Source organism: Alcanivorax sp. (assembly GCF_002733835.1).
GTDB lineage: Bacteria > Pseudomonadota > Gammaproteobacteria > Pseudomonadales > Alcanivoracaceae > Alcanivorax.
Map to the genome: position 1 here is coordinate 205,547 of NZ_NVWY01000001.1, position 12,255 is coordinate 217,801.

Consider the following 12,255-nt stretch of genomic DNA (forward strand, 5'->3'; position numbering starts at 1 on the left):
CTCAATCCCCTATCGGATTTTCAGGGTCGCCAGACCCACCAGTACGAGAATCACGGTGATAATCCAGAACCGCACAATGATTTTCGGCTCCGGCCACCCCTTCAGTTCAAAATGGTGATGAATGGGGGCCATGCGGAAAATCCGCCGACCGGTGAGCTTGTACGAACCCACCTGCAACATCACCGATACCGTTTCCATCACGAACACACCACCCATGATGAAAAGCACAATTTCCTGGCGCACGATGACTGCCATCACACCCAGCACCGCCCCCAGGGACAGCGCGCCAACATCGCCCATAAACACCTGGGCGGGATACGCGTTGAACCACAGAAAACCCAGGCCCGCACCACACAGGGCAGCAGAGATAATCACCAGCTCACCGGCACCGGCCACGTAGGGAATCTGCAAGTAAGTCGCAAATTCCGTATGCCCTCCGGCGTAGGCGAAGATGCCCAGGGCGCCACCCACCAGCACGGTGGGCATGATGGCCAGGCCATCCAGACCGTCAGTCAGGTTCACCGCGTTGCTGGTGCCGTTAATCACAAAATAGGTGAGCACGATGTAGAACCAGCCCATGTTGATGGCTACGTTTTTGAAGAAGGGCACGATCAACTGGGTTTCCACCGGGCTTTGCGCGGTGAAGAACAAGGCACAGCCGGCACCAAGCGCCCCCACTGACAACCACAAATATTTCCAGCGGGCGGGCAAGCCGCGCGGGTTCTTTTCCACCACCTTGCGCCAGTCATCCACCCAGCCCACGGCGCCGAAAATGAACAGCACCCCCAGGGTGATCCAGACGAAGCGGTTTTCCAGGTCGCCCCACAGCAGGGTAGAGATAATAATGGCCACCAGGATCAGCGCGCCGCCCATGGTGGGGGTGCCCGCCTTGCTCAGATGACTTTTCGGACCATCGTCACGAATGGCCTGGCCCACCTGCTTTTCCTGCAGTTTGCGGATCATGATCGGGCCGACCCAGAACGCGATGAACAACGCCGTCAGCACACTCAAGATCCCGCGCAGGGTGATGTATTGCACCACCAGAAAACCGCTGTGGTATTGCGCCAGATATTCCGCCAGCCAAAGCAGCATCAGCGTGCCCCCTCTGTGTGTGTGCGTTCCTGTGTAAGCCGCTGCACCACCGCTTCCATACCGGCGCTACGGGATCCTTTCACCAACACCGTGCCGCCTTGCGCCAGCACCGGGGCACTCCAGTCCGCCGCCTGTTGATAGTCCTCGGCAATTTTTGCCGCTTCGCCATAGCCCCGTGCAGCTGCGGCCGCACCGGTCATGGCAACCAAACCGGAAAGCCCGGCCTGACGAGCGTATTCACCCAGTTCCTCTACCAGCGAATCAGCCTGCGGGCCCAACTCGCCCATGGCGCCCAGCACCAGCATTTGTGGTGCCGGCTGCGCGGCCAGCCAATCGATGGCGGCACGCACTGAACCCGGGTTGGCGTTGTAGGTGTCATCCACCACGGCGCCGGCACCGGCGGCCTGGATATGCATTCGTCCGGGGACCGGTTTCAGTGCTGCCAGACGCGGCAACACCTGAGGTAAATTTACGCCCAAGGCACGCACCGCCGCGCAGGCCATCAGAGCATTGCTCACCTGATGTGCACCGGGCAGCGGTACCGTCACCGCTTCGCCCAGCGGCTGAAGCACAAACTCCGCGCGATCACGGTGCAAAACAATGTTGTCGGCATACAGATCGGCACCGGTGCGCGTGCTCTCATCCATGCTGACCCGCACCACGGTCAACCCGGCGGCACGGGCTTTTTCGGCGAAGAAATCCGCGAAGCTGTCATCGTTGTTGATGATCGCCTGGCCACCCGGCGTGCAGCCGGCAAAGATTTCCGCCTTGGCATCGGCAATACCCTGCATGGAACCGAAGCCTTCCAGGTGCGCGCCGGTCACGTTAGTAACCAGCACCACCTGCGGGCGCGTCAGCGAACTGGTCCAGGCGATTTCGCCCGGCGCATTGGCGCCCAGTTCGATTACCGCGAAACGATGCTCTGCGCGCAGGCGCAACAGGGTCAGCGGCACGCCCACGTCATTATTGAAGTTACCTGCCGTGGCCAAAGTGCCGTCACCCAGCATGGCCGCCGCCATTTCCTTCACCGTGGTCTTGCCGGCATTGCCGGTGACCGCCAGGCGGGGCAAATCGAACTGGGCGGCATAACCGCCGGCAAGTCGACCCAGACCTTCACGGCTGTCGGCTACGCGCACAGCGCTTTCGAAACTGTCCTGTTCGCGGTCCACCAGTGCCGCAATGGCGCCACCGCTTTTGGCCGAGGCCAGAAAATCATGGGCATCAAACCGGTCACCACGTAACGCCGCAAACAGGCAACCCGGCTCGATGGCGCGGGTATCGGTGGCCACCGCATTCACTTTCAGGTCGACACCCTGCAGGCTGCCGCCGGTCCACTGGGCGATTTGTGACAGCCACATCATTGCGCACCTCCCCGGGCGATCAACGCCTTGCGGGCCAGGTCGCGGTCATCACTGGGGTAACGCACGCCATCCACTTCCTGATAATCCTCGTGGCCCTTGCCGGCGAGCAGAATCACATCGCCGTCACTGGCCGCTTGCACGGTATCCAACACCGCCTGGGCACGCTCAACAATGGCCTGCACCGAGGCTGCATTGGTAAGGCCAGCTCGCATGTCATCGATAATCTGTTGCGGGTCTTCGCTGCGCGGGTTGTCGCTGGTGAGCACCACACGATCCGCGCCACGCTCGGCCACAGCGGCCATTTGCGGGCGCTTGCCGGTGTCACGGTCTCCGCCACACCCCACAATGCAGAACAGCCGACCGTGGAAATGGGCGCGGCACGCCTGCAAGGCTTTTTCCAGCCCGTCCGGAGTATGGGCGTAATCAACGATCACGGTGGGACAACCCGGTTGCTGTACCGGTTCCATGCGACCGGGCACCGGTGTCACCGCCGCCAGTGCACCGCCCAGTGAAGCAGTGTTGACGCCCTGACCATGCAGAATGCCGGCAACGGCCATCACATTGCTGAGATTGAAACGACCGAACAGTGGCAACGTCACCGCGAGGGACTCACCGCCGACCGTCAGCTCTGCCTCCATCCCATCAGCAGTAAAGTCAACCGAGGCGCAGCGGACCGTGGCACCCTGCTGATCGCCGAAGGTCACGCAACGCACGCCATCAGCCAGGCATCCGATCAACGAACACGCCGCCGGGTCATCGCAATTGATGACTGCAAGCTTCACTCCATCGCGGGTGAACAGCACGGATTTGGCCGCCAGATAGGCTTCCATGTCCCCGTGGTAGTCCAGATGATCCCGGCTCAGATTGCTGAACACCGCCACGGGTACTGGCGTTGACCCCAGCCTATGCTGATCCAGCGCATGGGAAGACACTTCCATGGCCACACAATCCGCGCCCGCATCACGCACCCGGGCCAGACCGGCCTGCAGGGTAATCGGATCCGGCGTGGTATGACCGGTTGTCTGCTCATCGCCTTTCAGGCCCAGCCCCAGGGTGCCAACCAGCGCACAACGGTGCCCCAGTGCATTAAGGGCATCGCGCAGGAACCAGGTGATGCTGGTCTTGCCGTTGGTGCCCGTCACGCCCACCACATTCATGGCCGCACCGGGCTCGCCATACCAGCGCGCCGCCAGCGTACCCACGCGACGCCCCAGCCCCGGCAGCGCCACACAGGGCACCGCCTGATCCTGTTGAATCGCAAAGGTTTCTGCGTCCGCCAGCACCGCCACCGCACCGGCGGCGATCGCCTGGCTGACAAACTGGCGGCCATCGCTGGCCACGCCCGGCACGGCCAAAAAGACATCACCGGGCACAACCTTGCGGCTATCGAGCTGTAACCCGGAAAGCACAACACCCGCCGCAGAAGCTGGCAGGGTGACATCGGGTAGCAATTGCTGGAGGGTCATCATGAGCGATCCTCCGCATCCGGGCCGCCGGCCAGCAGCCCGTCGGGCTTGTCCGGTGGCACATGCAGCGAACGCAACACGCCACTCATGATGTTGGAAAACGCCGGCGCCGCGACCAGCCCCCCGTAGTAGGCTTTTCCGCCTGGATCATCGATTACCACCACGGTGACAATGCGCGGATCCGTTGCCGGGGCCAGCCCGGCAAACAAACCAATATAGTTGTCATCGGCATAACCGCCGGCCATCACCTTGTGCACCGTGCCGGTCTTGCCGGCCACCTGATAGCCCGGCACCTGCGCACGGCGCGCGGTACCCACACGGCTGACCACGGTTTCCAGCATCTGCACCAACTGCCGGGCCGTTGCCTTGCCAATCACCTGCTCGCCCTGCGGCACGCCATCCACCTTTTTCAGGGTCAACGGCACTTTGACACCATCGTTGGCGATCACCGCGTAGGCCTGGGCCAGCTGCACCGCAGACACGCTCAGGCCGTACCCATAGGACAGCGCCGCGCGCTCCACATCGCGCCACTTGCTGCGCAGCGGCAACAGACCGTTACTCTCACCGGGAAAGGCAATGTGGGTGGATTGACCAAAACCAAAACGCTCCAGATAGCCCGGCAAGGCCAGCGGCTCCATGGCCAGCGCCAGCTTGCTGGTGCCCACGTTAGAGCTTTTGGTCAGCACCGTGGTGATGTCGATGACACCATAATCCCGGTGATCACGAATCGTTTTGCTGCCCACCCGCAAGGTACCCGGGTGGGTATTGATGGTGGTGGACGGTGTCACCATGCCCATCTCCAGGGCCGCCGCCACGGTAAACGGCTTCATGGTGGAACCCGGCTCGAACAGGTCCGTGACCGCCCGATTGCGCAGCGCGCCGGTATCCAGGTTGCCGCGATTGTTGGGGTTATAGGCCGGCTGATTGACCATGGCCAGCACTTCCCCGGTGCGCACATCCAACACCACTGCGCTGCCACCCTTGGCCTTGAATTTCTGCACCGCGCCGAGCAATTCCCGGTAGGCCAGGTATTGCAGCCGCAGATCGATGCTCAGGGTGACATCTTCACCGGGCTCTGCCGGCTCCAGCACTTCGATATCCTGAATCACCCGACCCAGCAGATCGCGCACCACTTTCTTGCGACCGGAATGACCGGACAGATGATCTTCCATGGACAGCTCAATGCCTTCCTGGCCCTGATCATCAATATTGGTAAAGCCCACCACATGGCTGGCCACTTCGCCGGCCGGGTAATAGCGGCGGTATTCCGTCAGCGAATAGACGCCGGGCACATTCAGATTCAACACCGCCTTGGCCGCTTCCGGTGCCAGGCCACGCTCCAGATAGATAAACTCGCGGGATTCGTGTCGGCGCACTTTCCGGGCAAACGCTTTCTGGTCGATCACCGGGTTGCCGGCCAGGCGCCCCCATTGGTCCTGGTGCTCCATGGCTTCGCGGGGATTTACCCACAATGTCACCACCGGCGTGCTCACCGCCAGCGGCTTGCCGGCGCGATCACGAATCACCCCACGATGCGCTGCCAGCGGCTCCACACGCAGGTTGCGGATATCGCCCTGATGGGCCAGAAAATCGTGCTGAATCACTTGCAGATCCACGGCCCGAACCAGCAACAGACAGGCACACACCGCCCAGAAGCCCAGCACAAAGCGCCAGCGCATCAGGTGATTCGGTTGCCGTGTCTTGCGGGCCTGTTTCTTCATGGCCGGATCAGCACTCTCTCATCGGTCTTGGGTAATTTCATGCCCAGCTTTTCCCGGGCCAGGCTTTCCACCCGGGCGTAACTGCCCCAGGTGCTGTGCTCCAGCAACAACTGACTCCACTGGCTCTCCAGTCGGGTCTGACGCTGCTGCAAGCGCTGACTTTCATCCGTGAAACGACGCGCCTGATGCACGCTGTAGCTCACTGCCAGCGCAGACATCACCACCAGCACCACCAGGGCACGGATCATCCACGGGGCCGCCATCAGGCCACCTTCTCCGCGACGCGCAACACTGCACTGCGCGAACGCACATTCACTTTCAGCTCCGCCTTGCCTGCACGCATGGCTTTGCCCACCGGCTCCAGCCGCTGGGGCATTTCATCGCCCAACGGCAAACCACCACGCCCTTTCGGCGCCCGGCCGGAATGATCGCGAATAAACAGCTTCACGATGCGGTCTTCCAGAGAATGGAAGCTGATAATGGCGAGACGCCCGCCGATGGCGAGCGTCTCGAGGGACTGTTCGAGCACTTGATTCAGCGCATCCAGTTCCCCGTTTATATGTATTCGCAGCGCCTGAAAACTGCGCGTGGCCGGATGCTTACCCTGCTCGTTACGCCCCAGCACCGACTCAATCAAATCGGCCAGCTGCAGGGTGCGGGTAATCGGCTGCTCTTTGCGGGTTTCGCAAATACGCTTGGCTATCCAGCGCGATTTGCGCTCTTCACCATAGCGATACAGCACATTGGCAATGTCTTTTTCCGCCGCATGGGACAACCACTCCGCCACGCTTTCGCCCTGGGTCGGATCCATGCGCATGTCCAACGGGCCATCGCGCAAAAAGCTGAAACCGCGGGAAGCATCGTCCAGTTGCGGTGAGGACACACCCAGATCCAGCAACAGGCCGTCGATCGGCCGGCCCGCCTGTTCCACCACTTGCGGCAGGCAATCAAAACGGCTGGCCATCATGTGAAAGCGGCTATCACTGGCTGCCAGCTCCTGCCCGGCGGCAATGGCTTGCGGATCACGATCAATGCCGGTCAGGCGGCCGCTGTCGTCCAGGCGCGCGAGCAAGGCACGGCTGTGGCCACCACGACCAAAAGTGCCGTCCACATAAAAGCCTTCGCTCTGGCTGAACCACATATCCAGCACCTCTTCCAGCATGACCGGCTGGTGTGCGTACTGCGTGTTTTCGGTCGTCATCAGAACGACAGCTCCTGCACACTTTCCGGCAAGGCCGCCGGATCCAGGGTGCCATCCACGTCGGACCAGCTTTCCTCTTTCCAGATCTCGAACCGGTGCATCTGCCCGATCAGCATGGCGCGTTTTTCCAGGCTTATTGCCGCTCGCAACTCCGGCGGCACAAGCAACCGGCCATTGCTGTCCATCTCGATTTCGGCAGCCTGCCCCAGGAAGCGCCTCTTCAGCTGACGCACCTGCGGGTTGGAATCACGCTGCTCGGACAGCTTCTTGGCGGTATCCATAAATTCGGCACGCGGGTAGAGCGCCAGACAGTCATCGAACGGGTGCAGCGTGAGCACAAGCTGGCCGCCGCACGTGTCGATTAACGACGCACGGTACCGGGTCGGCATGGTTAGCCGCCCTTTGGCATCCAGATTGAGTGCTGCGCTCCCAGTAAACACTGGCCGTCCTCTTGCTCTTGGTTATGCGGTTCCTTCCCGGGGCTTTTACCCCACTTTGTGACACCGGCCACTAAGAAATTCCCACTTTTTCCCACTTTTCACCACATTGAGACACTCTAGGGCCACTGCAAAGCCCAAGTCAAGCGTGACGGCACAGGGAAACGTAAAAGAATTTCCAGATAAATCAGCCTGTTAGCGGCTCATTTGGGCAAAAGGAAGGGTGCAGAGAAGCGATGGGCGGAAGGAGTTCCGTGACGAATCAGAGCGCTGGGACGCGCAGGTGAGAAAGCACTTTAAGTGTTAGACGGATTAGTTATTACTAACTTTATTTATATACCACTATTCACATAACGCATTACCAATCCGCTGAAGGAATCCGATAGTTACCACTATCCAGCAAGTCCACGCCGCACTCCAGCTGCGCCAGCCAGTCCAGAAAGTGGCCCACCTTATCTCCCTCAAAGTAGCCACCATGCTGAGGCACAATCATCCGCGGCGAGAGCTTGCGCACCATCGCCACCCACAGCCGGCAGGCCCGATTGCTGGCCATGTAACGCCGGTGAAAGCCCAGCATGCTGTGGCAATGATCTGCAAAATTATCCACCCGCCCCTCTTCGCCCCCCAGGCTGGCGCCCACGTCGCCGGAAAAGAGAATGCCACTGAGCGGATCATAGAAGCTGAAATTTCCCACCGAATGCAGAAAATGCGCCGGCAACACCCACAACTCGGTACCGGCAAAAGGCAACACCTTGCCTTCATCGGCAACCCCCAGAATACGTGCCTGTAGCTGCTCGCCCATCTTTCCGGTGACGTAGGACGACGCCAGGTGCGGCAAAAAGCGGGACCAAAGACGACTGACCACCACCTGACAACGGGTATGCATTAACCAGCGCGGCAGCGATGCGATGATGTCCGGATCCTGGTGCGATGCAAGAATGTAGTCCAGCCCATCCAGATTAACGCGACGACTGAGCGCAATAGTCAGCGGGGTATAGGTGAGATCACCACCGGGGTCGATCAGCGCCGCCCGGTCGTTATGGCGAATACAGAACTGGTTGGCCTGCACGCCCTCGCCCACCACCAGGTCGGCAAAGCGCAGCACTTCATGGCCATTTTCACTAAAAAGAGTATCCACCTGTGCCATGCCGAGCTCCGAACTGCGTGAGCGGGCAAGCCTAGCGGCACATCATTTTTGCATCATGACCCAGATCAAGAAGGGAAAGGATTGCGAATAACAAGCAACGAGACACGAAAACCTTGCTGGCCTTCGCTTCTCGTCACTTGCAACGCACAGGGAATAAGGTGGACCGGTCGATAAGCCGGGTTCTGTCGTGGACAGTCATTCATCTCGGGTTTGCGTCGCCACAAACCTCTAGCAACCTACCCGGATCCAGCGCGGGCCACGCCAACGGATCCCTATTTGGTCTTGCTCCGGGTGGGGTTTACCCTGCCACCGCTGTTGCCAGCGGCGCGGTGCGCTCTTACCGCACCTTTTCACCCTTACCGGTTCCGACACGAGGAAGGAACAGGCGGTATCTTCTCTGTGGCACTAGCCGTAGCCACACCGTTCCCAGTGTGGCCCCCAGGCGTTACCTGGCACCCTGCCCTGTGGAGCCCGGACTTTCCTCCAGCGGCCATCCTTCAAAAGAATCGCCGCCAGCGACTGCCTAACCGGTCCGGGGCGGATTCTAGTTGAAGCCGTTGATAGTTGACAGTGAAGAGTTGATCGCCAAGAGAAAAATCGCCCCCAAACCGCTCCCGGCAAGCGGTTTCCGGTTTTTCGCTATCCACTGCCAATCATCAACTCTCGATTGATTGCAGCAGCGCATACAGCTCCTGGCGCTTCAAGCCAGTGTGAGCCGCCATGATTTTGGCCACCCTCGACACCGGCAACTCAGCCAACAAGGTTTTTGCCAGCGCTTCGTCCTTTTCTGTCCACGCTGACGATTGCGCCAGCGGCGACAGCACCAGCACCAGCTCGCCGCGTCGCTGGTTACTGTCCGACGCCACCCAATCGCAGATTTCAGCCACCGGACCACGCCGAATCGTTTCAAATTGCTTGGTCAGCTCACGGCACAGGGTAATTTCACGATCTTTTTCAACCAGCTCTTTCAGGGTTTCCAAAAAGGACAACACCCGGTGAGGCGCCTCATAGATAATACTTGTGACTGACAAGGCCGCCAGGCGCGCAATGGCTTGCTGACGCGGCGCGCCCTTGGCTGGCACAAAGCCTTCGAACAGGAAACGATCGGAAGGCTGTCCCGCTGCCGCCAATGCAGCCAACAACGCTGACGCGCCCGGAATAGGCACCACGCTTACCTGTGCCTCCTGGCAGGCTCGAACCAGCCTGTAGCCGGGATCACTAATCAACGGCGTCCCCGCATCACTGATCAGCGCCCCCTGCTCGCCACCCTGCAACCGCGCCACCAACTCATCGCTGCGCTGGCTTTCATTATGGTCATGGCAACTGATCATGCGGTTGCGGATACCCAACTGATCAAGCATCCGCTGGCTATGCCGGGTGTCCTCCGCCGCAATCCAGTCCACCTCCGCCAGTACGTCAATCGCCCGACGGGTAATGTCATCCAAATGACCGATCGGTGTACTGACAATAAACAAAGTCCCGCTCATATTCGTGCACTACTCAAGTGTTAAGACGCCCGGAAAGCGCCTACAATAGCCGCTTCATTCTGGTAATACGAACCTCGCCATGGAATTTAGAAAGGCTTATCTGGCAGCACTTCTGGCTGCCGCTGTAGTGGCCGGCTGCTCCACCACTCCTTCATCAAAGACCAAGGTCTATGAAACCCCCGCCGTTGCCACGCCCCGCGCACCGACAGACGCGCCCGCTGCGCTCTCTGCCGCCCGCAACCAACTTGCCGGCATGGATGCCGACGAACGCATTACCTCTACGCTATCCTGGGCCTCCACCTATCTGGGCGAAAAACGGGCTGCCGATGCAAGCCAATTGCTCGCCGACCTGAACCCCGGACAACTCAGCAGTGAGCAGCGTTTTACCTGGTTGCTACTCAGCGGCCGCGCCCAGCTCGGCCAACAGCAAGCGGACAAGACCCTGACACTGCTACAGCAGTACCAGGACGAAATACTGCAATATCCCGCCGAGCATCAAGCCCAGCTGGATCTGTTGCGCGCCGACGCCCTGGCCATGCAAGGCAAGCTGCTGGACAGCCTGCAGCAACGCGTCGCCGCCCACCCGCTCCTCAGCGAGGATGACCAGGGCTACAACCACAACATGATCTGGCAGCTGCTGATGCAACTGCCCAACACCGATCTGGCCGACGCCATCGATGGCAGCAGTGGCGACTTGCGTGGCTGGCTTACCCTGGCCCAGCTGTACCGCGACCCCATTGCCGACCTGGACGCCCAGGTCACCCGGCTGAATCAGTGGAGCGCCCAGTGGCGTACCCACCCGGCCATCGACGATGTGCCGCAAATGCTGGACGCCCTGGAAAAAGCCGCCAGCCAGCGCCCCAGCCAGGTCGCCATCCTGCTGCCGACCACCGGCCCACTGCAAACCGCCGGCAAGGCCCTGCAGGAAGGCATCATGACCGCCTTTTACCAGCAGCAGAAAAACGGCCAACCGCCCACGTTGCGCTTCTACGATTCCGGTGGCGACGATGTGCTTGCGGTGTATCAACAAGCCGTCACGGATGGCGCTGATTTCGTTCTCGGCCCTCTGGCCAAAGACAAAGCTGCAACCATCGCGGCCCAGGGCACGCTGCCAGTCACCACACTGGCATTGAACTACATCGACACCGACAACCGCCCCGATAATTTTTTCCAGTTTGGCCTGGCGCCGGAAGATGAAGCCCGCCAGATTGCTAACCATGGCGCCCGCAAAGGCGCCCTGCAGGCCGGCATTCTCTATCCGGAAGGAGAATGGGGTGCCCGGGTTGCCCAGGCCTTCGTTGATCGCTGGCAGGAGCTGGGCGGCTCAGTCACCATCACTCGCACCTACCAGGAAGGGCCCAGCATCGGCGAAACCGTCAAGGAAATGCTGCTGGTGGCACAAAGCCAGAAACGCGGCAATGCTGTCAGCCGTTTCACCAGCCTGAAGATGGATAACCAGCCTCGCCGTCGCCAGGACATGGATTTCCTGTTCCTGCTTGCTGACCCCAATCAGGGGCGCCAGGTGAAACCCGCACTGAACTTCCACTACGCCAAAGACCTGCCGGTCTACTCCACCGCCCTGATTTACAGCGGTGAAGACAACCCTCGTCGTGACCAGGATCTTAACGGCATCCGCTTTGTCGACATGCCCTGGATTCTCACTGACGACAACCAGGCCCTGCATGACGCCGCCAACGAGCAATGGCCAGACGGCCATGGCCGCTACGAACGCCTGTTTGCCATGGGCATCGATGCCTACCGGCTGCAAGGGCGGCTGTATCTGCTGAACGCCCTGCCCTCCAGCGAGCTCCCCGGTGTCACCGGCCGCCTGCACATGGAAAACCAGCGCATTGTTCGCGAACTGAACTGGGCGGTTTTTGTGGGCGGCAAGGCAAAAACGCTGCCACAAGTGACCGAGACAGGCCAAAACAACCTTCCCCATGCCGCTACTACGCAGTAAGAAAGACACCGGCCGGGACGCGGAAAAGCTTGCCGCGAAGTGGCTGGTCGACCAGGGACTGACCGTTGTGGAGCGCAACTTCCATTGCCGTCAGGGAGAAATTGATCTGATCCTGCTGGATCAGGACACTCTGGTCTTCACCGAAGTACGCTGGCGCAAACACCAGAGCCATGGTGGCGCGCTTGCCTCGGTGGATCAGAATAAACAACGGCGACTGATCAGCGCGGCCCAGCACTTTCTGGCCCGCCACCCGGAACATCATCACCGGCCCTGCCGATTCGATGTGCTGGGCATGGAACCGGACAACCAGCAGACTGTCCTTTACCAATGGATACAAAACGCCTTTTATAGCGAATAAGCTACACAGCAGAATGTGAAAGATT

The 12,255-nt window shown here is 60.4% G+C and carries 11 protein-coding genes and 1 other RNA gene; 2 read left to right on the top strand and 10 right to left on the bottom strand.

All coding sequences use genetic code 11. The annotated features are described in order from the left end of the window. Positions 1–9: 9 nt before the first annotated feature. From mraY to rsmI, 10 genes are all read right to left on the bottom strand, one after another. Positions 10–1,092: a phospho-N-acetylmuramoyl-pentapeptide-transferase gene (mraY, locus tag COA55_RS00955; RefSeq protein WP_290500169.1), complete on the bottom strand. Its 1,083-nt coding sequence runs from the start codon at positions 1,090–1,092 to the stop codon at positions 10–12. Further along, positions 1,092–2,453: a UDP-N-acetylmuramoyl-tripeptide--D-alanyl-D-alanine ligase gene (murF, locus tag COA55_RS00960; RefSeq protein WP_290500171.1), complete on the bottom strand. Its 1,362-nt coding sequence runs from the start codon at positions 2,451–2,453 to the stop codon at positions 1,092–1,094. The genes mraY and murF overlap by 1 nt, the downstream gene beginning before the upstream one ends. Further along, entirely contained in the window at positions 2,450–3,922 is a 1,473-nt protein-coding gene (locus COA55_RS00965; protein ID WP_290500173.1) for a UDP-N-acetylmuramoyl-L-alanyl-D-glutamate--2,6-diaminopimelate ligase, read from the bottom strand. The genes murF and COA55_RS00965 overlap by 4 nt, the downstream gene beginning before the upstream one ends. Further along, positions 3,919–5,640 carry a penicillin-binding transpeptidase domain-containing protein gene (locus tag COA55_RS00970; RefSeq protein WP_063520525.1) on the bottom strand — a complete coding sequence of 574 codons (1,722 nt, stop codon included), beginning with the start codon at positions 5,638–5,640 and terminating at the stop codon, positions 3,919–3,921. The genes COA55_RS00965 and COA55_RS00970 overlap by 4 nt, the downstream gene beginning before the upstream one ends. After that, positions 5,637–5,903: a cell division protein FtsL gene (ftsL, locus tag COA55_RS00975; RefSeq protein WP_063520526.1), complete on the bottom strand. Its 267-nt coding sequence runs from the start codon at positions 5,901–5,903 to the stop codon at positions 5,637–5,639. The genes COA55_RS00970 and ftsL overlap by 4 nt, the downstream gene beginning before the upstream one ends. Then, complete coding sequence (gene rsmH, locus COA55_RS00980; RefSeq protein ID WP_290500176.1) at positions 5,903–6,841, bottom strand: 16S rRNA (cytosine(1402)-N(4))-methyltransferase RsmH; 939 nt, start codon at positions 6,839–6,841, stop codon at positions 5,903–5,905. Before rsmH ends, ftsL begins: the two co-directional genes overlap by 1 nt. Next, entirely contained in the window at positions 6,841–7,281 is a 441-nt protein-coding gene (gene mraZ / locus COA55_RS00985) for a division/cell wall cluster transcriptional repressor MraZ (RefSeq protein WP_039926899.1), read from the bottom strand. Before mraZ ends, rsmH begins: the two co-directional genes overlap by 1 nt. Before the next feature lie 355 nt (positions 7,282–7,636). Next, on the bottom strand, positions 7,637–8,425 hold the full coding sequence (locus tag COA55_RS00990; RefSeq protein WP_290500177.1) for an MBL fold metallo-hydrolase: 789 nt from the start codon (positions 8,423–8,425) through the stop codon (positions 7,637–7,639). A gap of 155 nt (positions 8,426–8,580) precedes the next feature. After that, an RNA gene (rnpB, locus tag COA55_RS00995) (RNase P RNA component class A) lies at positions 8,581–8,960 on the bottom strand. Between the two features lie 121 nt (positions 8,961–9,081). Beyond that, positions 9,082–9,912: a 16S rRNA (cytidine(1402)-2'-O)-methyltransferase gene (gene rsmI / locus COA55_RS01000; protein ID WP_290500178.1), complete on the bottom strand. Its 831-nt coding sequence runs from the start codon at positions 9,910–9,912 to the stop codon at positions 9,082–9,084. Between the two features lie 79 nt (positions 9,913–9,991). On the opposite strand from rsmI, the gene COA55_RS01005 reads away from it, so the two are divergent. Continuing rightward, entirely contained in the window at positions 9,992–11,872 is a 1,881-nt protein-coding gene (locus tag COA55_RS01005; RefSeq protein WP_290500179.1) for a penicillin-binding protein activator, read from the top strand. Continuing rightward, entirely contained in the window at positions 11,853–12,230 is a 378-nt protein-coding gene (locus COA55_RS01010) for a YraN family protein (protein WP_082872471.1), read from the top strand. The genes COA55_RS01005 and COA55_RS01010 overlap by 20 nt, the downstream gene beginning before the upstream one ends. Positions 12,231–12,255: the final 25 nt, after the last annotated feature.

Bases quoted from the DNA above. Each gene is read 5' to 3' on its own strand.
- mraY (WP_290500169.1), bottom strand. From the start codon at position 1,092: ATGCTGCTTTGGCTGGCGGAATATCTGGCGCAATACCACAGCGGTTTT.
- murF (WP_290500171.1), bottom strand. From the start codon at position 2,453: ATGATGTGGCTGTCACAAATCGCCCAGTGGACCGGCGGCAGCCTGCAG.
- COA55_RS00965 (WP_290500173.1), bottom strand. From the start codon at position 3,922: ATGATGACCCTCCAGCAATTGCTACCCGATGTCACCCTGCCAGCTTCT.
- COA55_RS00970 (WP_063520525.1), bottom strand. From the start codon at position 5,640: ATGAAGAAACAGGCCCGCAAGACACGGCAACCGAATCACCTGATGCGC.
- ftsL (WP_063520526.1), bottom strand. From the start codon at position 5,903: ATGGCGGCCCCGTGGATGATCCGTGCCCTGGTGGTGCTGGTGGTGATG.
- rsmH (WP_290500176.1), bottom strand. From the start codon at position 6,841: ATGACGACCGAAAACACGCAGTACGCACACCAGCCGGTCATGCTGGAA.
- COA55_RS00990 (WP_290500177.1), bottom strand. From the start codon at position 8,425: ATGGCACAGGTGGATACTCTTTTTAGTGAAAATGGCCATGAAGTGCTG.
- rsmI (WP_290500178.1), bottom strand. From the start codon at position 9,912: ATGAGCGGGACTTTGTTTATTGTCAGTACACCGATCGGTCATTTGGAT.
- COA55_RS01005 (WP_290500179.1), top strand. From the start codon at position 9,992: ATGGAATTTAGAAAGGCTTATCTGGCAGCACTTCTGGCTGCCGCTGTA.
- COA55_RS01010 (WP_082872471.1), top strand. From the start codon at position 11,853: ATGCCGCTACTACGCAGTAAGAAAGACACCGGCCGGGACGCGGAAAAG.